We start from the raw sequence: 22,706 nt of genomic DNA, 5'->3' as shown, positions 1-22,706 counted from the left end.
ATGTTAATTTGCAACCCGTTTCAGTTACAAATATCTATATTTTTTCTGAAATCAGGGCTCATAGCTCAGCTGGTTAGAGCATCAGACTCATAATCTGAGGGTCCTTGGTTCGAGCCCAAGTGGGCCCACAAACGCATGACAAAAGTCATGCGTTTTTTTTATAACAAATCCACGCTTATTATTTTTAATTTAAATTACAATGCATAGCGGCGCCTAATGCTCCAATTATCTGTGGGTCTTTCGGAACAAAAATTTTTTTCTGTAATTGTTGTTCGAGTAAATACAACATACAATTATTATAAGCTACTCCACCAGCAAAAAGAATATCATCTTCAATTCCTACTCTTTTAAGCAGTGTAGCCGATCTGTTTACAACTGATTGATGTATTCCTCTTGCTACTTTTGTTCTTTCAGCGCCATGTGCAAGCATCGATACAACTTCCGATTCTGCAAATACAGTACACATGCTATTTACATTCGATGTTTCATCTGTTGTCAATGCCATATCGCCAAATTCATCCAATTTATAACGCAATGCCATTGCCATGATTTCGAGGAAACGCCCGGTGCCTGCAGCACATTTGTCGTTCATTTCAAATTTTTTCAACTTACCTTTTTCATCAAGCAATATTGCTTTTGTATCCTGTCCTCCAATATCAAGAATTGTTTTGCAAGAAGGCAAAATATTTTTTGCTCCTATTGCAAAAGCCTTGATTTCACTGATAATTTCGCATTTAAAATATTCACCGAAAAAATGTCTTCCATATCCTGTTGAAGTAATTGCATCATAAGAAACATCTTTTAAAAGTTCATTAAACACTTTTATAGTATCAAAAGAATTTTCTGATTTTCTTACTACTTTGATTTTTCCATCTTCAACAACAACAAGTTTTATTGTTCGTGAACCTATATCTATTCCTGCTGAAATCATATGAATTTTTTATTTAGGTATTAGGTATATGGTATAAGGGCATACAGGAAATATTTACTTATACCTTTATACCCCTATACCTTTATAACCTTAATTAATTATTTTTTAATTCTTTCTATAAAAGCTTCAATTCTTGTTTTCAACTGACCTGCGTCTTCCTGACTGTAATCGGTTTCAATTAACAATACAGGAATACCGGCTTTTTCCAGTTCTTTTTCCAAAGTTTTACTTTCCATCTGATAAGGCTGGCAGAATTGTAGCCCATAATGTATTACTCCTTCAGCTTTATATTTTTTTACCATTTCTTTTACATGTTCCAATCGACCTGAATTTGGAGTGAATACAGCACAATCAATCTGGAAATATCGTTCAACAATATTATCAAGCAATTCATCAACAGTATTGCCTTTTATATTAACAAGATTTTGTGTGCCTCGTTCACCTGTACACATTTCTTCACCAACAATAACAGCGTTTGAAGTTTCGATGATGTATGGCAATTTCCAATTAGGTACAGCCATAGGACAACCTGATAGAAGAATTCTTGGTGTGCCTTTAGCTGCAATACCTACACCTTCTCTGATACGAGCATCAAGCTCATCGCAAATCGTATTAACAGAAGCCGTGAATCTTTCAGGATCATCATAGAAAAATACCTGGTTAGCAAGCAATGCATCAAGTCCTGATATTGGTGCAGGATTAACACTGCGAAGCGAAGCCAATCGATGAATTGCTCTGCGTTTGTTATTTGCAATTTCAATTCCTTTCTTTAAACTTTCTATCGTAATTTTTTTGCCGGACATTTGTTCAAGTTTCTGAGCAAACTTTTTATATTCAGCTTTCAGAAGAGCGCGTCCTTCAAGCGATTTCATCTGCGGTAAATCCATCACATATAAATTTCCTACGATATCTTTATAACTTTCGTAAGCTTTTTTCTTTCCATCGCAAGTGTTTTCTCCAACAATCAAATCTGTTGTTTCGATGTAAGGACAAACCTTTGCGAGCTTAAATCCAAATGCAGCTTTTATAAGCGAACATGTATTTCGTGGTAGGAATTTTTCAGCTTCCTCGAAACCTAACTCAGCACCAGCGCAAAGTCCGATACAGACCGCATCTACTGCCAGCACTAATTCTTCGGGAACAAAAACACAAAATGTTCCAACTACTTTTCTGCCTTGTGCTTTAGCATCCATGATTTCTTTTATACGTAATCCGTGAATTTCGCTCATTACGAAATCAAAATAGGACATGCCTTTCGGTCTGTGCTTTTGCGAAAGAAAAATGTCCTGATAAGCTTTGCCCACGATTTCTAAAACCATGTCGTGCGTTTTGAGGTCAAGTCCCAGACTTGCCCACATTTCATGATAATCTGCCATAATAGTTTTGTTTTTGGTTAATACTTAATTTGTTTAAGAGATTATTTATTGATTTTAATTTATTTTCATAAAACGCAGGAAGGACAAGGAGTATCACGATTCCTCGCAAGAAAAATAATTCAGAAAAAATTAATTGAAATAAAAAATATAAGGAATTAGAAAAAGAGAGGTTATGCTGAAAATTTTTCAGCTTTTGAAAAATTACAAATAATATTTTTTTCTTTACAAAAAGCATAAAGCTCAATGCCCACAATAGAAGCACCAGATATCAATTGACACCTGAAATATTGATGCTGCTGCAAATTACTTGCAGTGCTTTTGATGAATCAGTATTTACTTATAGAGTGCGACATTTTTATTTTTTATTTTTATTTGGGCTAAAGCCCTTTTAATTTTTAATATTGTTCCCCGACCTAAAGGTCGGGGCTAATCAATTTTATAATTTCAATATACAATTATATTTTTATTTTCTTTTTTTACAACTTCTCCAATCACTGATGTTGTTGGATATCCTGATCTAATTAAATCATTTCTCATTTGTTCAACATTATTATCAGGACAGCAAATCAGCATTCCGCCTGATGTTTGTGCATCAAGCAGAAGCATTTTATGATTATATGATAGTGATTTTTCAAACATACAATCGTTTTCAACATATTCAAGATTTCGAAAACATGCACCCGGAATGCATCCCATATCAAGCAATTCAAGAGATTGAGCAAATGCCGGAACTTTTTTGGAATCAATTTTTATTGTAACATTACTTCCCTGAGCCATCTTCAAAGCATGGCCAATCAAGCCAAAGCCGGTAATATCAGTTGCACATTTAATATTATATTTCTGCATTATTTCCGAAGCATTTTTATTTAACTGCTTCATACTTTCCAAAACAACCTGATGATTTTCATCGTTTACTTCACCAATTCTTTTTCCCGCAAGAATAATTCCAGCACCTAAAGGTTTCGTGAGCAAAAGCTTATCACCGGGGTTTGCTGCTGAATTGGTAATTATTTTTTGGGGATGCACTTTACCTGTAACAGCCAATCCATATTTCGGAATTTCATCAACAATAGTATGTCCGCCCATAATTACGCCGCCAGCTTCAATAATTTTATCGGTTCCGCCTTTCAATATTTCTTTTAAAATTTCCAAAGGTACTTTTGCCGGAAACATTACAATATTAAGCACGGTAAGCACTTCGCCTCCCATTGCATACACATCGCTTAACGCATTTGCTGCTGCAATCTGTCCGAATTCGTAAGCATCGGAGCAAACAGGCGGGAAAAAATCAGTTGTTTGTATTAATGCCAAATCATCATTAATTTTATAAACACCGGCATCGTCGTGGGTTTCAATATCGACCAATAAATTTTTATCAGAGATTTTTGGCAAATCAGCAAGCGCTTTGCTAAGTTCTTTAGCAGGCAACTTGGCTGAGCAGCCGCCATATTCAACAGTACTCAACAAATCAAACTTTAGCGGACTATTCTTTTTCATGAATCTTAAAATTCAAATTATTTTTCTTTAGTAATGATTTTATCATTTCCATATCTTCTGAAAAGCTTACCCTTACTGACATTCCGCAATCGGATGAAAATTCCTTTGGCGTTGGAATAATATCAAAACTGATTTTATTCGTCGCCAGAATTTTTTCCGCTTTCAGAACATGATGAATTGATTCAAATATCAGGATAAAATTTTTCATTCAATATAAATTACGGATAAATCACATTCCCTGCTTTACTCAATCTTTCAAGGATATCATACATATTCGAAATTTTTCCAACTCCTAACTCTTCTTTCTTTTTATAATAATCCAAACAAGTTCCGCAAGCAAGAATTTCAACTCCTGAATTTTCTAGTTTCTTCAACGATTCCAAAACCGGCGAATCTTTCAACGCCAGAAATATCCCGGAATTCAGAAACACAATAGTTTTTGGTTTTACATCAATTTCAGGAAGTGTATTTATAAATCCTTTAATTAAAATGGTTCCCAATTCTTCTGCACCATCGCCCAACCTGTTGCGTTGAATGGACACAACATAATTTGAAACTTTCACATCCTCAACCTGGCAATAGTCTTCAGCATTGGCACTTTCAGGAATGTTGCCTGTTTTATTAACAGTAAGTTCAAAAACATTTCCTTTCTTTTCGGTATGAACTTTCATTCCATTTTCTTCCAGAAAACGTGTTACATTTTTTACTGATGTTTCATTATCAATTAAAATTTTTAAACTCTCGTTTTCTTTAATTTCATTAATAGCCTTCTTGGTCATTATGATCGGAACCGGACAAAGTTTTCCTTTTGCATCAACTATTTTCATAGCTTATTGTTTTTTATTTTAAAGTATTTTATCATTTATTTAAAACTACTCCGTTATTTTACCGCAAAGAACTCAAAGTTTTTCGCAAAGTTCGCCATGGCGAACGCAAAGATTAAAGCCCATTTACAACTCTTTTAATTCCAGCCTTTAAGCGAACAACATTAAAATTTATCAACAATCCTAATTTATAATTACCTATTTTTAAATATGTAAGTGTTTGAGCCAAATGAATATCATTCAATGCTTCCACACTTTTTATTTCTATCACTAATTTTTTCTCTACCAATAAATCTATTCTATAACCACAATCTAATTTAATTTCCTCGAAAATTAATGGCATTGGTTATTCTTTTTCAACCAATATTCCCGATTGTCCAATTTTATAATACAAGCATTCTTTATACGCACTTTCCAATAATCCGGGACCCAATGCAGTATGGACTTCCATAGCTAATCCGATTATTTTATTCGATAGTTCGTTTTCCGTCATATTAAATTAATTTTTTTTCTTTGTGAACTTTGCATTTTTCATTGCGGACTTTGCGGTTATTTTTTAGCAAAGCTTGCAGCAACTAATATGATGGTTAAGTTTTTAAATCATTTATCTTTTTTATTTTTAAAAATTATCTTCTTTAATGAATCAACTGTATATTCAATTTCTCTTTCGGTATTAAAACATCCGATACTAAACCGTACCGTACCTTGCGGGAATGTTCCCATTGCCTTATGTGCAAGCGGCGAACAATGCAATCCGGCACGCACCATAATTTCATATTCGTTATCTAATTTATAAGCAAGGTCACTTGGAATAATATTTTTTATATTGAGTGAAATCAATGGTAATCTTTCTTCATTTCTATCGGGTCCGTAAAAAATTATCTCATCTATTTCCTGTAACTGATTGACAAAATATTTTACTAATTGTAATTGTTTCTTTCGAAGATTTTCAATTCCTTTTTCAATAATATATTCTATACCTGCTTTTAGCCCTACCACACCAACAGTATTTTCAGTTCCGGCTTCCAGTCTGTCGGGATAAAATTCAGGATGTGTTTCGTTTTCCGATTTACTTCCTGTTCCACCATGAATCAAAGTATCAATTTCAATATCGTCATTAATGCACAGACCGCCAATTCCCGGAGGGCCATACAATTTTTTATGACCGGTGAATGCAAGAATATCGATATTATCTTTTTGCATGTCGATAGGCACGAAACCCGCAGTCTGCGCCGCATCTACCAGGTAAAGCACTTTTTTCGATTTGCAGATTTCACCGATTTGATTTATTGGCAAAACTGTTCCGGCTACATTTGAACCATGAATAGTAGCAACAAGTTTGGTATTTGGTTTAAAACTGTTTTTTAATTTTTCTATATTTATGTTACCTCTCACATCGCAATCAACAATGCTTATCTCAATCAATCCAAGGTTTTCCAAATAACGTAAAGGTCGTATCATCGAATTATGTTCCATGTGACTGATGATAACATGATCGCCTTTTTTCAAAATCCCTTTCAATGCAATATTCAACGCATGTGTAGCATTAGCTGAAAAAATAACCCTTTCAGAAGATTTTGCATGAAACAATCCGGCAATTAATTCACGTGTTTCAAAAACTTCACGCGCTGCTCTTAATGCAAACTGATGACCTGAACGACCAGGACTGGCGCCATATTCGTTAAGGTAGTCGTTAATTGCATTTAACACTCCCGATGGCTTTGACCATGAAGTTGCCGAATTATCAAGATAAACTCTCATTTAATTTTTTTTCACCTGCTTTTGTAATATTGATGATAGTGTTTATTTCCAAACCTTTTTTCGATATTATTTTTTCTGCTTCAAAAATATCAACCAGCAACAGGCAGAAACGTTTTGTTGCATTCATCTTTGTTTTGAATTCATTCACTTCTATTCCGTTTTCCTTATTGACAAGCTCTTTCAACAGAAGTGTTCTGAATTTATTTACAAAGCTTGAATGAATAATTTCATTATTATAAAAATATATTTTCCCTTCTCTGATCAAATAAGATAAATACATTTTCAAATCATGTTTCGAAATTTTCTGGATAACGCTCTTCTCTTCAATTTCCGACATTACCGGTTTTTGAAGTTCATATTTTAATATTTCATTCTCAAGCCAGTTTATTTCTTCTTTTACTTTATTATCAAGCAAAGCCTGATGTCCTTTTATAATCCAGGTATTTTTATTTTTCTCGATTGAACCTTCTTTTTCCATTTCGGATAAAAGCAGTTCAAGAAAAGTTTTTCCAAGTTTAATTTTTGATAATCCAAGTTTGCCAATAATTTCATTAGGCTCCAAACCATCAGGAAATATAGGGTTCTCCTTATGATACTCTTTTAAAGCTTTAATAATTTTTTCTTTGAATGCATTGTTGTAATTACTATCAATCAAAATGAGTGACTCATTGGAATTATATACCTTGAAAGAAAAAGGTTTATTCTGAATTTCAAAAATTACCTGCTCGGTAATCATATGCAAACGCTCCGCAATTTCTTCGGGAGCAAATGGCCTGAATTCTTTTTTTAATTCAATATTTATAACATTATTGATGCTGTGTTCATCCAGGATATTTGTAGAAAGATGCGACAAACTTTCAATAAGCGTTGGTGTTCTTTTTTTGTGATGAAGCGGTGAAACATCAATGATATAGCCACCTCCAAGCGTTTTATCTTCTGAAGAATTCCGGATAATGAATTTATCTTTATTAACTAAAATCGTTGGTTTTGTGAAATGAATCTGTACGATTGCTTCTTCATTTTGTTTTATCGAATCTTTATCAAGCATGTGCATTCGCGCCTGGCATTCAAAAGTGCCGGTATGAAACGTGATGTTCGACCATGTTGATAACTCTGCTTCCGCATCAAACAATGAAATGCAGGCATCAACCATCATTGTTTCTTTTAATGATTTATTCGAGATGATCATTCCGCGAATAAAATCTTCTTTCTTCAAACCAATAAGATTTATCGCAGCCCTGTCGCCCGCAACAACCCTTTCCACGGCATTTCCATGACGTTCTATTGAGCGCACTCTCAATTTCGGATAGTTTCCGGGAAGAAGAAAAACATCACTGCCAACTTCAACACTTCCGTTTAAAACCGAACCTGTAACAACATTGCCAAAACCTTTTACATTAAATATTCTATCAATATACAAACGAAATAAATCACCTTTATCTTTTTCTTCAACATCAGCAATTATTTTTTCTATGGCTGAAATCAATTCATCTTTCCCCTGACCTGTAACTGAAGAAACACCGACAATAGAAGCATTTTTCAATGAAGTTTTTTCGAGAAATTCCATGATTTCATATTTCGCAATTTCTGCCAGTTCTTCATCAACAAGATCGATTTTTGTAAGCGCAACAATTCCTTTTTTAATTCCCAATGCATTGATAATATTGAGATGTTCGATGGTTTGCGGCATGATGCCGCTATCGGCTGCAATGACCAACAACACAAAATCAATTCCGCAAGCACCGCCAACCATGGTATTGATAAAATCCTTATGACCCGGAACATCAATAATACCAATGGATTCGCCCTTAGGAAGATTCAAATATGAAAAACCGAGATTAATGGTAATGCCTCTTCTCTTTTCTTCCTTATGTGTATCGCAGTCGATGTTGGTCAAAGCTTTTATCAGGGAAGTTTTCCCATGATCAACATGACCGGCTGTTCCCATTATCAAGTGCTTCATCGAATCAAAATTTCTATTATTATATAAATTTCTTTGTGAATCTTAGTGTAAACTTTGTGCACTTCGTGTTTAAAATAAACCACAAAAATTGCTAAGAGAAATACGTAAAGAACACAAAGAAATTATTTTTTACTTTTTTACTGTTTGATTTACTTCAATTATAATCTTCGCCAATTCATCAATCTCATCGTTGAACAAAGTCAGAATATCAAAATAGATATTCCCTTTTTTCAAAACTCCCAGCACCGGTTGTTTATGAGATAATAATCCCTGGTACATTTTTTCAGCATATTCCGAACGTTCTTTATTCGGATTCTCATTTTTTATCATCACTGAAAAACTTTCTATCTCACCATCAGGCAAAGTTCCACCTCCGCACTGACCAATGCTTGCAACCACTTCAGCAGGCATATTATTTTTTTCCAACTCATTTTTTAAAAGCTCAGCCGTATTTTTTAGATCATCTTTTTTACGATTGAAAATTTTAAAAAGAAGATTTTTTTCATTTAGTGTTTTTTCATCAAGGTAATACATACAAGCTGTTTCGAGCAGTGCCAGTGTGGTTTTGCAAACGCGCAAAGCACGAAGCATCGGTTCTTTTTTCAACTTGTCGATGAATATTTTTTTACCTGCAATAATGCCTGCCTGCGGTCCGCCTAAAAGTTTATCACCACTGAAACAAATCAAATCAATTCCTTTTTCAAGCGATTGCCTTACGTTAGGTTCATCAATAAATAATTTGTGATTATACTTTTTCAACAAACCGGAACCAATATCATACAACACAGGAATATTGTGCTGTTTGCCCAGTTCAACCATTTCTTCAAGTTCTGCTTCCTGTGTAAAACCTTTGATCACATAATTTGATTTATGCGCTTTAAACAGCATTGCAGTTTTATTGCTGATGGCATTTCTGTAGTCGTTGATGTTTGTTTTATTTGTTGTACCTACCTCTACCATCTTGCATTCCGAAGCTTTCATGATTTCAGGAATACGGAATGAGCCACCAATTTCAATCAGTTCACCACGCGACACTATCACTTCTTTCTTCTTTGCAAATGCGCGCAGAATAAGCATTACAGCAGCAGCATTATTATTCACTACTAAAACATCTTCAGCTCCTGTAAGGAATTTCAATAATTCTGAAGCATGGTCATTTCGGTTACCTCTGGCACCAGTATTAAGATTGAATTCAAGATTATTATATCTTTTCAGCACATTAATAGAATCGTTTATCAAAGCATCGCCAAAAGGCGCTCTGCCAAGGTTTGTATGAATTATCACACCTGTTGCATTGATAACTTTTCTAAGACTTCGATGCCCGCATAAGCGAATAAAAAATTCTATCTTATCAAAAATCTCATTTTGTGAAGGAGGCGGATTCCCTTTATTGATGCTGGTTCTGAAAAAATCTAATGAACTACGAATGGAAAAAATTACCAACTCTTTTCCATAAATGGAAATAAGCGATACAACTTCTGGCAGGTTAAGAAGCTTATCAACGGCAGGAAGGGTTTTAAAATCCTCCGGTTTAGGTTTCATATTTTATATATTCCGATTTTCATATTCTTTGCAGAGAAGGCAGGAATCGAACCTGCCACAGCCGGTTTTATCCGTCTGCTACCGGTTTTGAAGACCGGATGAAACACCAGTTTCGTCCTCTCTAATTATTTCAGTGTTTTCTACTTTGCTAATTTAGTAAAAATCGTAACACATTAACAAATATAGAAAAATATATATTTAATATTTTATATATGTTAGATGCAAATATTTTTCCAAAAACCAATTTTCTATTAAAACCCAATAGAAACAAGCTTTTCACAAACTTTCTACAGAATAAAAATATATGTAAAAATTTTTTAATATTTATTATTTTGATTTAATCTAAATAAATATTATTTTTGTTCAGAAATTATAACTTTGTAATTCCTGATTAATAAAAATAATTTAATGGAAGATAATATTTTAAATGAAGTAACGCAAAACGAATACAAGTGGGGCTTTACCACAAACATTGAAACTGAAACGGCTGCCAAAGGTTTGAATGAAGATATCATACGTTTTATTTCTTCGAAGAAAAATGAACCTGAATGGTTGCTTGAGTTTCGCTTAAAAGCCTATCGTTACTGGCTTACAATGAAGGAACCCAACTGGGCTCATCTTCATCACCCGCCAATAAATTATAACGACATTATTTATTACGCGGCACCAAAGCAAAAAGAAGAAAAGAAAAATTTGAATGAAGTTGATCCTGAACTTTTGAAAACATTTGAAAAGCTCGGCATTCCACTCGACGAACAAAAAATGCTTACAGGTGTTGCTGTTGATGCGGTAATGGACAGCGTTTCGGTAACTACAACTTTCAAACAAACATTAGCAGAAAAAGGAATTATCTTTTGTTCATTCAGCGAAGCAGTTCGCGAACATCCTGATTTGGTAAAGAAATACATGGGAAGCGTGGTACCTTATACTGACAATTTTTTTGCAGCGCTAAACTCTGCTGTTTTCAGTGATGGTTCGTTTTGTTATGTTCCAAAAGGCGTTAGATGTCCAATAGAACTTTCAACATACTTCCGCATCAATGCCTCTAATACCGGTCAGTTTGAAAGAACTCTAATTGTTGCAGATGATGATAGTTACGTCAGCTACATGGAAGGCTGCACTGCTCCCAGAAGAGATGAGAACCAGCTTCACGCCGCCATTGTTGAAATTATTGCAATGGAAAATGCTGAAGTGAAATATTCAACCGTTCAAAACTGGTATCCCGGGAATAAAGATGGTGAAGGTGGAATTTACAACTTTGTTACCAAACGCGGCATGTGTAAAGGAAATCATTCTAAGATTTCGTGGACACAGGTTGAAACTGGCTCTGCAATTACCTGGAAATATCCCAGCTGCATTTTACGTGGCGACTATTCTGTTGGCGAGTTTTATTCAGTAGCAGTTACTAATAATTATCAGCAAGCTGATACAGGTACTAAGATGATTCATCTTGGCAAGAATACTACAAGTACAATTATTTCAAAAGGAATATCGGCAGGTAAAAGCAATAACAGTTATCGCGGACTTGTAAAAATTACGAAGAATGCTATCAATTCAAGAAATTTTTCACAATGTGATTCCTTGCTGATGGGCTCGCAGTGCGGCGCTCATACTTATCCTTATGTTGAAGTTGCAAACAAATCTTCTATCACTGAACATGAAGCAACTACTTCAAAAATTTCAGAAGACCAGTTGTTTTACTGCTTGCAGCGCGGAATTGACATGGAAAGCGCAATAGGTCTTATTGTAAATGGATATGCAAAAGAAGTGTTGAATAAGCTTCCGTTGGAATTTGCTGTTGAAGCGCAAAAGCTTTTAAAGATTAGCCTTGAGGGAAGTGTAGGATAAGAGCAATTATTGAATTTTATAATGATTGAATAAAATAAATTTTAAGTGAACGATATTATTAAAATAGATAAAATACTGCTTGACAATATCAGTCAGCTAATAAAGCAAACCCATCAACGTGTTTCAAGCACCATTAACTCCGCTATGGTTTTGCTTTACTGGAATATCGGAAAAATAATTAAAGAAGATATTGTAAAAAATAAACGTGCTGATTATGGCAAAGCTGTTATTGAAGAAATTTCAAAGCATCTTACTATTCATTTTGGAAAAGGATATAGTCGTTCTAATTTGAGCAGAATGGTTGATTTTTATACGAATTTCAACAACCTGGAAATTTGTGCGACATTGTCGCAAAAATTATCATGGTCGCACTTTTTAGAATCAAATAAAAACTAAATAATATAATTATATGCTTTCAATAAAAAATCTCAAAGTAACCGTTAATAATAAAAAAATTATAAACGGTTTCAACCTTGAAGTTAAAGCCGGCGAAGTACACGCTATCATGGGTCCTAATGGTACAGGTAAAAGTACTTTAGCCTCTGCTATTGCAGGAAAAGAAAACTATACAGTTACCGAAGGTGAAATTATTTTCAAAGGTAAGAACCTCTTGGAAATGGCTCCTGATGTGCGTTCCAAAGAAGGAATATTTTTAGGATTTCAATATCCTGTTGAAATTCCGGGGGTAAGTCTTACTAATTTTTTAAAGACTGCTGTGAATGAACATCGCAAATATAAAAACCTTGAACCGCTTTCTGCATCCGACTTTTTAAAACTGATGGAAGAAAAGAAAAAAGTTGTAGAGCTGCAATCAAAGCTTACGAATCGCTCGGTTAATGAAGGATTCAGCGGAGGTGAAAAAAAGAAAAATGAAATTTTCCAAATGGCTATGCTCGAACCTGAACTTTGCATTCTCGATGAAACTGACTCTGGGCTTGACATCGACGCACTACGCATAGTTGCAAATGGTGTAAATAAAATGCGAACAAAAAATAATGCCTTCATCGTGATCACACACTATCAGCGCTTACTTGATTATATTGTTCCCGATTTTGTTCATGTAATGTACGAAGGTAAGATTGTAAAATCAGGAGGTAAAGAACTTGCGCTGGAACTGGAAAGCAAAGGATACGACTGGATAAAAAAAGAAATTGAAGAAAAAATTTAATTATATGCCGCAAAGACACGAAGAAACAAAGTTGCTCAAAGAAGCATTAACAATTTCGGAGCATGAAGAATTTCTTGCCAAAAGTATTGTCAATGCAGCATATAAAGTTCATTCTGCTTTAGGTCCAGGTCTTTTGGAAAAAGTTTATGAAATCTGTTTTTGCCATGAACTTGAAAAATTGGGTATACCTGTAATTAGACAAATGGATATTCCAATAACATACGATGGGTTGGTTTTCGAAGAAGGACTGAGGTTAGATGTTTTAGTTGATAATTTAATTATTTGTGAATTGAAAGCAGTTGATATTGTAAATCCAGTATGGGAGGCACAAATATTAAGTCATTTGAAACTTACAGGCAAAAAACTTGGTTTCTTGATTAACTTCAATGTTCCACTTATTAAACAAGGTATTAAAAGATATATTCAGAAGACTTAGAGAATCTTTGAGTCTTTGCGACTTCGTGGCAAAAAAATAAATATTATGACAACAAACGAATTCAAAGAAAAATTAAAAATATTATACGAAGAAAATTCAGCTTCGCTTTCAGGTAATGGATTCCTGTTACCCATGCGTAAGAAGGCTTTCAACAATTTCTATTCTTCAGGTTTTCCAACAACCAAGAATGAAGAATGGCGATTTACGAATCTTGAAAATGTTTTTTCTAACGATTACAATTGCTATTTTGAAAATACAGAAGGTAATGTTGACGTTGAGAATTTCTTCCGCTGCGATATCATGGACCTCGATACATATACCGCCGTTCTTGTGAATGGATGGTTTTTGTATAAAACATCTCCCATTACTAAATTTGAAAACGGAATTATTATTGGCAGTTTGCAAAAAGCACTGGAAGAATATCCACAACTGATAAAAAAACATTTTGGAAAATATAGCGACACAGAAAATAATGTTTTCGAAGCACTGAACACGGCATTTGCAAGCGACGGCGTATTTATTTATGTGCCCGATAATGTTGCTCCTGATAAACCTATTCAGATTATTAACATCATCAATAAAAAAGAAAATTTATTTATACAGCCCAGAAACCTCGTCATTGTTGGAAAAAACAGCAATCTTTCATTGGTGATGTGTGATGATGCTTTATCACATTTTCCAAGTTTAAACAATACCGTTACTGAAATTTTTATTGATAAAAATGCTTCTGTTGATCATTACAAGATGCAGAACAACGATAATCATTCTGCGATGATCAATAACATTAATTTCCATCAGCTTGATGGCAGTAAGGTTTCAAGCAACATCATAACATTGAATGGCGGCTTCATCAGGAACAATGTGAATATTGCTATTAATGGCGAACATTGCGAAACCAACCTGAATGGCTTGTATCTTGTTGACGGGAAACAGCATATCGATAATCACACATTCATCAATCATCTTAAACCAAATAGCACAAGCAAGGAATTATTTAAAGGTATAATTGATAACCAGGCTAAGGCTGTATTTAACGGGAAGATAATTGTACAGAAAGATGCCCAGAAAACATCGGCATTTCAGACTAACCGAAACATTCTTTTAACCGATGATGCTACCATAAATACAAAACCTAATTTGGAAATTTATGCTGATGATGTAAAATGTAGTCATGGGGCGACTGTTGGCCAGCTTGATGCCGATGCAATGTTTTATATGCGTGCTCGCGGTATTAGTGAAGATAGTGCTCGCATGTTATTGATGAATGCATTTGCAGAAGAAGTTGCTGCTAAAATTTCTATTGAAGCCATTCGCGAAAGAGTATGTCATTTGATTGATAAACGCCTGAAAGGTGAGCTTTCCATTTGCGACCAGTGCGTTCTGCATTGCAAGAAAAATGAACCTTTGGTGTTTAATATTGATATGGATAAGTTGAAATAGTTTTTTGTTTAGAGTTTGAAGTTATAAAAATATTAAAAAATAAACCACTTAGACACTAAGAACACTTAGATACACTTAGAAAAAACTTAGTGAGCCTTAGTGAACTTAGTGCCTTAGTGGTAAAAAATAGTACAGATTCATGTTTGATATAAAAAAAATAAGAGAAGATTTTCCTGCGCTGCATCAAATCATTTACAAGAAACCTCTTGTTTACTTTGATAATGCTGCCACTACACAAAAACCAAATTGTGTAATTGAAACGCTGAAAAATTATTACGAAAAACAAAACAGCAATATTCATCGCGGAGTGCACTACCTGAGTCAGCAGGCTACTACAGCTTATGAGGAAGCACGCAAAACTGTTCAGCAATTCATTAATGCGGAAAAATCGCATGAAATAATTTTTACTCGTGGAACTACAGAATCCATCAATCTTGTGGCTTCGTCGTTCATTAAAAAATTTCTGAAAGCAGGCGATGAAGTTTTAATCACTGCAATGGAACATCACTCTAATATCGTTCCCTGGCAAATAGGTTGCGAAGAAAAAATTGCAAAACTAAAAGTCATTCCATTTGATGAAAACGGAGAATTACAAATGGATGCTTTTGAAAAGTTATTAAACGAAAAAGTTAAAATTGTTGCAATAACTCATGTTTCAAATGCATTAGGGACAGTAAATCCAGTTAAAGAAATTATCAAAAAAGCACATCAGAAAAATATTCCTGTCCTTGTGGATGGTGCACAGTCATTGCCACACATGAAGGTTGATGTTCAGGATTTGGATTGTGATTTTTATTGTTTCTCCGGTCATAAAATGTATGCGCCAATGGGCGTGGGTGTTTTGTACGGAAAAGAAAAATGGCTTGAAGAATTACCTCCTTACCAGGGCGGCGGTGAAATGATAAAAGAAGTAACTTTTGAAAGAACAACTTACAACGAACTGCCTTTTAAATTTGAAGCAGGCACGCCAAACGTGGGTGATGGCCTGGGTTTGGAGACTGCAATAAAATATCTGACAAACATAGGGCTGGAAAATATTTTCAATTACGAAGATGAATTACTTACCTATGCAAATAAAAAACTTTCTGAAATTGAAGGTTTGCGATTTATCGGGAATGCTAAGGAAAAGAAAGGTGTTGCATCATTTCTTATTGGCAATATTCATCCTTACGACTTGGGAACTATCCTTGACAAGCTTGGTATTGCTGTAAGAACAGGACATCATTGCGCACAACCCGTGATGGATTTTTATAAAATTCCCGGAACAGTACGTGCATCATTCGCATTGTATAACACAAAAGAAGAAGTTGATATTTTAATAGAAGGTATTAAAAAAGCAAAAGATATGTTGGAATAATTGTTTATATTTCTTAACCACTTAGACACTAATCCGCCATGGCTGACACTCAGAAACACTAAGATAAAATGATCATCACTCAAAAATATATTAATGATATTGCATATAAAATAGTAGGGTGTGCAATTGAAGTTCATAAAAATATCGGTCCCGGATTATTAGAATCAGTTTATGAAAGTTGTTTTATTGATGAATTATTATCTGCAGGATTAAATGTTAAATCACAGGTTTACGTTCCTGTTATATATAAGGGTAAAGATTTAGGAGGAATATTAAAACTTGATATTTTAGTAAATGATTTAATTATAGTAGAAATTAAATCTGTTGAAGCAATAATTCCGGTGTACAAGGCACAACTTCTGTCTTATCTAAAACTTGCCGGAAAACCAAAAGGATTATTAATTAATTTTAACACGATTAATATCACACAAGATTTAGTACCCATGGTTACTGAAGAATTTTCTTTATTACCTAAAGAATAATACTAAGTGAACCTAAGTGCTCTAAGTGTCTTAGTGGTGAAAATTTGATTAGTATATGAAAATTGAAGAAATAGAAAACGAAATTATCAATGAATTCGGGCAGTTTGATGAATGGCTTGATAAATACAATTATTTGATTGAGCTTGGAAAAACACTTCCGCTGATTGATGAACAATATAAAACCGAGCAGTATGTCATATCCGGCTGCCAGAGCAAAGTGTGGCTGCATGCAACGTATAAAGATGGAAAAATATTTTTTGAAGCTGATAGCGATGCAATAATTACCAAAGGGATTGTAGGTTTGCTGATTCGTGTTTTATCAGGACAAACGCCTGTTGATATTCTCAATTCAAATTTAGAATTCGTTGATCAAATAGGACTGCGCGAACACCTTTCTCCTACCCGTTCCAACGGACTTACATCCATGATCAAGCAAATGAAACTTTATGCATTGGCTTTTAAAACAAAATATACACAAGATTCATAATTATATTTTAACTTAGTGAAAACATAGTGTCCTTAGGTCTTCGTGGCGAAAATGCCACTAAGTCGCAAAGACACTAAGTTACCCAAAGTATTTTAAACAACATTAAACGATGACTGAACAAAAAATTTTTCTAGAACTGGAAAGTAAAATTGTTGATACTTTAAAAACTATTTACGACCCTGAAATACCCGTCAGTATTTATGAAATGGGAATGATTTATGAAATTCGTATTGATGAAAATAAAGTTGCACATATCTTAATGACCGTAACAGCGCCTAATTGCCCTGTTGCCGATTCACTTCCACTTGAAGTTCACGACAGAATAAAAGAAATTGAAGGGCTAACAGATGTTGATGTTGTTTTAACTTTCGATCCACCCTGGAACGAAGATATGATGAGCGATACAGCAAAATTAGAGTTGGGGCTCCTGTGATTTTGTTCTTACAATAAAAAGGAAAAAGATAAGTCCGATTACAAAAAATAAAATTATCGCTAATATTGAATTACGCATGCTTCCTGTTATTGCTTCAATAAACCCGAAGCTGAATGTTCCTGCAACTGTAGCCAGTTTTTCCATCACATCATAAAAGCTGAAGAATGAAGTATGGTCTTTTGTTTCGGGCAGCATCTTCGAATACGTTGATCTGGCAAGCGATTGCGAGCCTCCCATTACCAATCCGACAAAGAATGCAACAGTTATAAAACCGATGGCATCAGTAATTAAATACGCGCCAATACATATAAAAATCCATCCTATTACCGAAATAATCAAAGCTTTAATATTTCCTATCTTCCCTGAAATCCTTGCAAACAGCCACGCTCCAAGCATTCCAATTAATTGTATCACCAAAATTGTTGAGATTAGAATTTCTTCACTAAGCTTTAATTGTTTTTCACCGTAAGTTGCGGCCATGAACATAACTGTCAGCAAACCCATGGTAATAAAGAAATAGCCGAGCAGGAAAATACTTAATCTGAATGATTTTCTTACCTGGTTAAAAACAATCCGAAGCTCTTTATAGCCATTAAGTATCACATTCGATTTTGTCCCTTTTTTTCTGTGTCCAAAAGTATATCGAGGTAAACGATTAAAAGTAATTTGTGAAAAACCTATCCACCAAAGGAACACAGACATGAAAGAAATTTTTGCCGGCAACAAATTATCTGTAATTCCAAACAAAGCGGGAAATAATACGATTACAAGATTTATAACAAGAAGGATAACACCTCCCAGATAGCCCATTGAATAGCCTCTTGCACTGATCTTATCCTGATCTTTTTCTTCAGCAATAACCGGTAAAAAAGAATTATAAAAAACTAGGCTTGCCCCATACCCCACTGTTCCAAGCGTAAAAGCAATTATTCCAAGTTCGATATGTTGTTTATCAAAGAAGAAAAGCATTCCGCATGATAAAGCTCCAAGCCATGTGAAAAATTTCATGAACGATTTTCTTCTTCCTGTGTAGTCTGCAATTGATGAAAAAAGCGGCGAAAACAATGCAACCAAAAGATAAGCAGCCGCAATTGCCCATGAATAAAGAACCGTATTTATTACATGAAGTCCAAAGAAATCAATTGTAAAATCGTTTCCGTTTCGTGTAACCTGATTATAATATATTGGAAAAATTGCAGAAGCTATTGTAAGCTGGTAAACAGAATTGGCCCAGTCGTACATTACCCAGCCACGGATAACTTTCTTGTCGCCTTTCTGAATTACCAGGTATTTATTTTTCTTCCACATTAATCTTCGTAATCTTTATCTAAGCGTAGACGAAAAGCAATTCCGGCATCAAAATAAAAATGATCTTTTGTTTTCTGAAAAACAAAACGTGTATTGTCAATTTTATTTTCATCATTATACTCTTCAAATATTCTGAAGCCTGTATAACCGATTTCTCCGTATAGCATTATTTGTTTTGTGATATAATACTGATAAAAATTTCGGAGCATATTATGTCCCCAAAATTTATCACCTTCACGTATGTAATGGTTTTCATATAACCTGTAAGAAGCAGTATTGCTCTTATATCCAAGACCCGTATAAAACTTATCACAAATTTTATATTCAAAATTCATTGCGCCCGGAAGTACTCCGAACAAATACATGCGACTACTGATTTTCCAATCAATTCCAGCCAAAGGCATAAAATAATTTCCAAAAAATTCACGGTTATAAAACAAACCAAATTTATATTTCAAACTATTTTTCTTTTTATATACAAACAAAACAGCACCACCCATTTGAAAACATTCTTTATCAAAAGCCATGTTATCATTGCATTCGCTAATCTTAGGAATGGCAAGCAATGTAGTACTCCATTTACTTTCTTTTCCTAATTTTTTTATCATCCCCAATTGAAGTGAAAACTGGCAAAGATTGTCGCTATTGATTTTCAGATTACTTGAATCTTCATGTAAATAAAAATTAAGGTAATCGTACGAAGCACCAACAAGAATTACATCCTTCGATTTTAATTGAATTGGCGCAAAAAGTTCAGCAGTATACTGATTGGTTGATGAGTGATAATTTGAATAATCTTTAAAATCAGTTTGAGGAAAACGAGAATATCTTAAATTCACAATATCAACGAAAGGCTGTGACAATGCCGAAAATCGAAGGATTAAAAGAATGACAACAAATATAATTTTTTTATTAAAAATCACGTTGCATCATTTGATCGGTGAATTTTTTTAAAACATTTTTTCTCTCTTCAGGAACATTAATCATTTTGAAGTATTCCAATGCCTTTTCATAATATTGATTTATCAGCTTCACCGTGGCTTCTCGAACACCAATATTATCATATATTTTTTTTACAGCATTTACTTTTTCTTCAGCATTAAAATCGGTTGAAGAAAAATAATGCTGCAACTTTTTTAAATCGTCACCTTTAGCATCCTGCAAGGCTTTTATGTACAGGTATGTTTTTTTGTTTGTAACAATATCGCCGCCAATCTTCTTTCCGAATTTATCCTGGTCGGCATAAACATCAAGCAAATCATCCTGTAATTGAAAGGCAAGACCGATATATTCACCAAACTTGTAAATATTTTCGGCATCCTGTTTTTTTGCTTTACCAATAACAGCGCCTGTTTTCATACTTGCAGCAATCAGCACCGCTGTTTTTAACCGAATCATTTCTATATAATCTTCAACGCTAACATTATCGATCGTTTCGAAATTCATGTCGTACTGCTGACCTTCACAAACCTCAATTGCAGCATTGGTAAATATCTCGAGTATGTTATTTAAATTTTCTTTTTCTGTTTTGATCAAATATTTATACGCAAGTGCAAACATAGTATCGCCCGAAAGAATGGCAATATTTGCATTCCATTTTTTAAACACAGTTTCTTTCCCCCTGCGTATAGGCGCGTTATCCATGATATCATCATGAAGCAAAGTAAAATTATGAAATACCTCAATAGCAATTGCCGGATATATTGCCGATTCAAGATTTCCTTCAAACATTTCACAAGTAAGCAGAACTAATACCGGACGTATGCGTTTGCCTCCAAGGCTTAGCGTATAACTTATCGGGACATATAATTCGTTAGGTCTTCCGTTTAGATCAACTGTTTTTAAAGCTTCTTTAACTTTTTCGAATAATATTTCAGCAGTGTGCATGATGTTTTTACCTGATAATATATTGAGTGTTTTCAAGGATTTTTTTTATTCCTTCTTCCATAGAATAAGGCTGTCTTTTCAGAATAGCGTGCATTTTAGTAACATCAGGATATCTGCGAAGCATATCCCCTTCTTCAAGTGCAGGCAAATGAATTATTTTTGATTTTGAACCGGAAATTTTAATTATTTTTTCTGCAAGTTCAAGAATTGTAATTTCTATATCACCTCCAACATTCATAATATCATTTACAACTTTATCTTCATAAAATGCATTTACGCATGCATCAATATTGTCATCGATATAACAGAAAGTTCGTGTTTGTTTTCCATCACCAAATATTGTTATATTCTGATCTTTCAATGCCATGGCGATAAACCGCGACATTACAAAATCAATACTTTGCTTTGGACCATAAGTGTTGAAAAAACGGAAAATAGTATAATCCAGATCATATTCTTTTTTATATGAACGGAGAAATGCTTCACCTGCATTCTTTACCACAGCATAAGGGATCCTCGAATTTAAAGGAGTCGTTTTTTCATTTTGCGGTAATTCCATGGGTTCTCCATATACTTCGGAAGAAGAAGAGAAGAATACTCTTTTTACCCCTGTATTCTTACTAAGAAGTAAAATATTTTCAATTCCTTTAATATCACTAAGCACTTTTACCGGATGCTGTTGTGTACGCTGAACTCCCACCATTGCAGCATAATGAAATACAAAATCGAAATGATAATTTTGCATGATGGATGAAATATCCATGTAAGAGTTCACATCGCACTTAATAAAACATAATTTAGTTTTTGGAGCAACTGGTAACTTTATCATTTCACCTGTTGTAAGATTATCAACAACAACAATAAAATTTTCAGAATCTTCAAGCAATTTTTCTGTTAATGCACTCCCTATGAATCCTGCGCCTCCTGTAATCAGTATCTTTCTCATTCAATAATAAAATTTAAGATTAATCTTGTTTTATATAATATAGAAATCAAAATTAATCCTTTTAATTTCAGCAATCAAATATTTAATGTAAAATTATTTTAACGAAAATTTTTTATCAAAGTAAATTCATCAGGTAATGCCCATATCCACTTTTTAATAAAGGTTGGGCAACTTTTTCAAGTTGTGCTGCATCAATAAACCCCATGCGATATGCAACTTCTTCAATGCAGCCTATTTTCAAACCCTGCCTTTCTTCAATAACCTGTACAAATTGCGATGCCTGTAATAACGAGCTAAAAGTACCGGTATCAAGCCATGCTGTTCCACGACTTAGTATTCCTACTTTTAATTTACCTTCATCCAGATAATGTTTATTCACATCGGTAATTTCATATTCACCCCTGGGGCTTGGCTTAATTTTCTTGGCAACTTCAACAACTGAATTATCATAAAAATATAAACCGGGAACAGCAAAGTTCGACTTAGGTTGTTTCGGTTTTTCTTCAATTGATATTGCTTTCCTGTTTTCATCAAACTCAACAACACCGTATCGTTCAGGATCAGACACATGATACGCAAATACGACACCACCTTCAGGGTTATTATTTTCCTGGATCAATTTCGGAAGATCCGTTCCATAAAAAATATTATCACCAAGAATTAATGCAACTTTCTCTTTTCCAATAAATTTTTCTCCAATAACGAAAGCCTGTGCAAGTCCATTGGGAATAGCTTGTTCAGCAAATTCAAATTTGCAACCTAAATTACTTCCATCGCCAAGTAGTTTTTTAAAACCCGGTAGATCATGTGGTGTGGAAATAATAAGAATCTCTTTTATTCCAGCCATCATCAGCACTGATAACGGGTAATAAACCATTGGTTTGTCATATATCGGCATCAACTGTTTACTTACAGCAATAGTCAAAGGGTGCAGCCTTGTACCGGAACCACCGGCAAGTATTATTCCTTTCATTTTCTCAATTTAATTAAATAAAAAATCAGTTTTATGTTTTAACGAAT

The 22,706-nt window shown here is 34.1% G+C and carries 22 protein-coding genes, 2 tRNA genes and 1 pseudogene; 10 read left to right on the top strand and 15 right to left on the bottom strand.

Annotated elements, in window-relative coordinates; all coding sequences use genetic code 11:
• The first annotated feature begins 54 nt into the window (after positions 1–54).
• Positions 55–128: transfer RNA gene (locus PKK00_03620), tRNA-Ile, on the top strand.
• Between the two features lie 56 nt (positions 129–184).
• Here PKK00_03620 and PKK00_03615 read toward each other — a convergent pair.
• From PKK00_03615 to PKK00_03570, 10 genes and pseudogenes are all read right to left on the bottom strand, one after another.
• Positions 185–931, bottom strand: coding sequence for an acyl-CoA dehydratase activase (locus PKK00_03615; protein HNW97485.1), 747 nt, complete (start codon positions 929–931; stop codon positions 185–187).
• Positions 932–1,029: 98 nt separating this feature from the next.
• Positions 1,030–2,307: a double-cubane-cluster-containing anaerobic reductase gene (locus PKK00_03610; protein ID HNW97484.1), complete on the bottom strand. Its 1,278-nt coding sequence runs from the start codon at positions 2,305–2,307 to the stop codon at positions 1,030–1,032.
• Between the two features lie 444 nt (positions 2,308–2,751).
• On the bottom strand, positions 2,752–3,804 hold the full coding sequence (gene selD / locus PKK00_03605; GenBank protein ID HNW97483.1) for a selenide, water dikinase SelD: 1,053 nt from the start codon (positions 3,802–3,804) through the stop codon (positions 2,752–2,754).
• Entirely contained in the window at positions 3,791–4,012 is a 222-nt protein-coding gene (locus PKK00_03600) for a DUF3343 domain-containing protein (protein ID HNW97482.1), read from the bottom strand. The genes selD and PKK00_03600 overlap by 14 nt, the downstream gene beginning before the upstream one ends.
• 10 nt (positions 4,013–4,022) lie before the next feature.
• Positions 4,023–4,631, bottom strand: coding sequence for a sulfurtransferase-like selenium metabolism protein YedF (gene yedF / locus PKK00_03595; protein HNW97481.1), 609 nt, complete (start codon positions 4,629–4,631; stop codon positions 4,023–4,025).
• 112 nt (positions 4,632–4,743) lie between these two features.
• Positions 4,744–5,121 (bottom strand): annotated as a pseudogene (locus PKK00_03590) (GxxExxY protein).
• Between the two features lie 107 nt (positions 5,122–5,228).
• Entirely contained in the window at positions 5,229–6,389 is a 1,161-nt protein-coding gene (locus PKK00_03585; GenBank protein ID HNW97480.1) for an aminotransferase class V-fold PLP-dependent enzyme, read from the bottom strand.
• Positions 6,373–8,352 carry a selenocysteine-specific translation elongation factor gene (selB, locus tag PKK00_03580; protein HNW97479.1) on the bottom strand — a complete coding sequence of 660 codons (1,980 nt, stop codon included), beginning with the start codon at positions 8,350–8,352 and terminating at the stop codon, positions 6,373–6,375. Before selB ends, PKK00_03585 begins: the two co-directional genes overlap by 17 nt.
• A 129-nt stretch (positions 8,353–8,481) precedes the next feature.
• Positions 8,482–9,894 carry an L-seryl-tRNA(Sec) selenium transferase gene (gene selA / locus PKK00_03575; GenBank protein ID HNW97478.1) on the bottom strand — a complete coding sequence of 471 codons (1,413 nt, stop codon included), beginning with the start codon at positions 9,892–9,894 and terminating at the stop codon, positions 8,482–8,484.
• A gap of 31 nt (positions 9,895–9,925) precedes the next feature.
• Positions 9,926–10,017 (bottom strand) — tRNA-Sec (locus PKK00_03570).
• A 285-nt stretch (positions 10,018–10,302) separates the two neighbouring features.
• Here PKK00_03570 and sufB point away from each other — a divergent pair.
• The 9 genes from sufB (at position 10,303) to PKK00_03525 (ending at position 17,545) form a co-directional block, all read left to right on the top strand.
• Complete coding sequence (gene sufB / locus PKK00_03565) at positions 10,303–11,742, top strand: Fe-S cluster assembly protein SufB (GenBank protein ID HNW97477.1); 1,440 nt, start codon at positions 10,303–10,305, stop codon at positions 11,740–11,742.
• A gap of 45 nt (positions 11,743–11,787) precedes the next feature.
• Positions 11,788–12,138, top strand: a complete 351-nt coding sequence (locus tag PKK00_03560; protein ID HNW97476.1) for a DUF1016 N-terminal domain-containing protein — start codon at positions 11,788–11,790, stop codon at positions 12,136–12,138.
• A 13-nt stretch (positions 12,139–12,151) separates the two neighbouring features.
• Positions 12,152–12,910, top strand: coding sequence for a Fe-S cluster assembly ATPase SufC (gene sufC, locus PKK00_03555; protein HNW97475.1), 759 nt, complete (start codon positions 12,152–12,154; stop codon positions 12,908–12,910).
• 4 nt (positions 12,911–12,914) lie between these two features.
• On the top strand, positions 12,915–13,346 hold the full coding sequence (locus tag PKK00_03550; protein ID HNW97474.1) for a GxxExxY protein: 432 nt from the start codon (positions 12,915–12,917) through the stop codon (positions 13,344–13,346).
• Between the two features lie 45 nt (positions 13,347–13,391).
• Complete coding sequence (gene sufD, locus PKK00_03545; GenBank protein ID HNW97473.1) at positions 13,392–14,786, top strand: Fe-S cluster assembly protein SufD; 1,395 nt, start codon at positions 13,392–13,394, stop codon at positions 14,784–14,786.
• Positions 14,787–14,925: 139 nt separating this feature from the next.
• The gene (locus tag PKK00_03540) at positions 14,926–16,143 is read left to right on the top strand and encodes a cysteine desulfurase (GenBank protein HNW97472.1); all 1,218 of its coding nucleotides are present in this window, start codon (positions 14,926–14,928) and stop codon (positions 16,141–16,143) included.
• Positions 16,144–16,211: 68 nt separating this feature from the next.
• Entirely contained in the window at positions 16,212–16,625 is a 414-nt protein-coding gene (locus PKK00_03535) for a GxxExxY protein (GenBank protein HNW97471.1), read from the top strand.
• 55 nt (positions 16,626–16,680) lie between these two features.
• Complete coding sequence (locus PKK00_03530) at positions 16,681–17,112, top strand: SufE family protein (protein ID HNW97470.1); 432 nt, start codon at positions 16,681–16,683, stop codon at positions 17,110–17,112.
• Positions 17,113–17,221: 109 nt separating this feature from the next.
• On the top strand, positions 17,222–17,545 hold the full coding sequence (locus PKK00_03525; protein ID HNW97469.1) for an iron-sulfur cluster assembly protein: 324 nt from the start codon (positions 17,222–17,224) through the stop codon (positions 17,543–17,545).
• Here the strand turns inward: PKK00_03525 and PKK00_03520 are convergent.
• The 5 genes from PKK00_03520 to rfbA form a co-directional block, all read right to left on the bottom strand.
• A complete protein-coding gene (locus PKK00_03520; GenBank protein HNW97468.1) occupies positions 17,525–18,853 on the bottom strand; it encodes an MFS transporter in 1,329 nt (442 codons plus the stop codon). The genes PKK00_03525 and PKK00_03520 overlap by 21 nt on opposite strands.
• Positions 18,853–19,776 (bottom strand): DUF6268 family outer membrane beta-barrel protein, encoded by a 924-nt coding sequence (locus tag PKK00_03515; GenBank protein ID HNW97467.1) that lies wholly within the window; start codon positions 19,774–19,776, stop codon positions 18,853–18,855. The genes PKK00_03520 and PKK00_03515 overlap by 1 nt, the downstream gene beginning before the upstream one ends.
• Entirely contained in the window at positions 19,766–20,740 is a 975-nt protein-coding gene (locus PKK00_03510; GenBank protein HNW97466.1) for a polyprenyl synthetase family protein, read from the bottom strand. Before PKK00_03510 ends, PKK00_03515 begins: the two co-directional genes overlap by 11 nt.
• 7 nt (positions 20,741–20,747) lie before the next feature.
• Positions 20,748–21,686 (bottom strand): NAD-dependent epimerase/dehydratase family protein, encoded by a 939-nt coding sequence (locus tag PKK00_03505; GenBank protein ID HNW97465.1) that lies wholly within the window; start codon positions 21,684–21,686, stop codon positions 20,748–20,750.
• 115 nt (positions 21,687–21,801) lie between these two features.
• The gene (gene rfbA / locus PKK00_03500) at positions 21,802–22,659 is read right to left on the bottom strand and encodes a glucose-1-phosphate thymidylyltransferase RfbA (protein ID HNW97464.1); all 858 of its coding nucleotides are present in this window, start codon (positions 22,657–22,659) and stop codon (positions 21,802–21,804) included.
• Positions 22,660–22,706: the final 47 nt, after the last annotated feature.

It is taken from the genome of Bacteroidales bacterium (assembly GCA_035353855.1).
GTDB lineage: Bacteria > Bacteroidota > Bacteroidia > Bacteroidales > CG2-30-32-10 > DAOQAK01.
The sequence above is the reverse complement of the archived record's forward strand: the minus strand, read 5'-3'. Positions and strand labels throughout refer to the sequence as shown.

Excerpts from the sequence above, each read along its gene's own strand:
- PKK00_03615 (HNW97485.1), bottom strand. The coding sequence starts at position 931 with ATGATTTCAGCAGGAATAGATATAGGTTCACGAACAATAAAACTTGTT.
- PKK00_03610 (HNW97484.1), bottom strand. The coding sequence starts at position 2,307 with ATGGCAGATTATCATGAAATGTGGGCAAGTCTGGGACTTGACCTCAAA.
- selD (HNW97483.1), bottom strand. The coding sequence starts at position 3,804 with ATGAAAAAGAATAGTCCGCTAAAGTTTGATTTGTTGAGTACTGTTGAA.
- PKK00_03600 (HNW97482.1), bottom strand. The coding sequence starts at position 4,012 with ATGAAAAATTTTATCCTGATATTTGAATCAATTCATCATGTTCTGAAA.
- yedF (HNW97481.1), bottom strand. The coding sequence starts at position 4,631 with ATGAAAATAGTTGATGCAAAAGGAAAACTTTGTCCGGTTCCGATCATA.
- PKK00_03585 (HNW97480.1), bottom strand. The coding sequence starts at position 6,389 with ATGAGAGTTTATCTTGATAATTCGGCAACTTCATGGTCAAAGCCATCG.
- selB (HNW97479.1), bottom strand. The coding sequence starts at position 8,352 with ATGAAGCACTTGATAATGGGAACAGCCGGTCATGTTGATCATGGGAAA.
- selA (HNW97478.1), bottom strand. The coding sequence starts at position 9,894 with ATGAAACCTAAACCGGAGGATTTTAAAACCCTTCCTGCCGTTGATAAG.
- sufB (HNW97477.1), top strand. The coding sequence starts at position 10,303 with ATGGAAGATAATATTTTAAATGAAGTAACGCAAAACGAATACAAGTGG.
- sufC (HNW97475.1), top strand. The coding sequence starts at position 12,152 with ATGCTTTCAATAAAAAATCTCAAAGTAACCGTTAATAATAAAAAAATT.
- PKK00_03550 (HNW97474.1), top strand. The coding sequence starts at position 12,915 with ATGCCGCAAAGACACGAAGAAACAAAGTTGCTCAAAGAAGCATTAACA.
- sufD (HNW97473.1), top strand. The coding sequence starts at position 13,392 with ATGACAACAAACGAATTCAAAGAAAAATTAAAAATATTATACGAAGAA.
- PKK00_03540 (HNW97472.1), top strand. The coding sequence starts at position 14,926 with ATGTTTGATATAAAAAAAATAAGAGAAGATTTTCCTGCGCTGCATCAA.
- PKK00_03535 (HNW97471.1), top strand. The coding sequence starts at position 16,212 with ATGATCATCACTCAAAAATATATTAATGATATTGCATATAAAATAGTA.
- PKK00_03530 (HNW97470.1), top strand. The coding sequence starts at position 16,681 with ATGAAAATTGAAGAAATAGAAAACGAAATTATCAATGAATTCGGGCAG.
- PKK00_03525 (HNW97469.1), top strand. The coding sequence starts at position 17,222 with ATGACTGAACAAAAAATTTTTCTAGAACTGGAAAGTAAAATTGTTGAT.
- PKK00_03520 (HNW97468.1), bottom strand. The coding sequence starts at position 18,853 with ATGTGGAAGAAAAATAAATACCTGGTAATTCAGAAAGGCGACAAGAAA.
- PKK00_03510 (HNW97466.1), bottom strand. The coding sequence starts at position 20,740 with ATGCACACTGCTGAAATATTATTCGAAAAAGTTAAAGAAGCTTTAAAA.
- PKK00_03505 (HNW97465.1), bottom strand. The coding sequence starts at position 21,686 with ATGAGAAAGATACTGATTACAGGAGGCGCAGGATTCATAGGGAGTGCA.
- rfbA (HNW97464.1), bottom strand. The coding sequence starts at position 22,659 with ATGAAAGGAATAATACTTGCCGGTGGTTCCGGTACAAGGCTGCACCCT.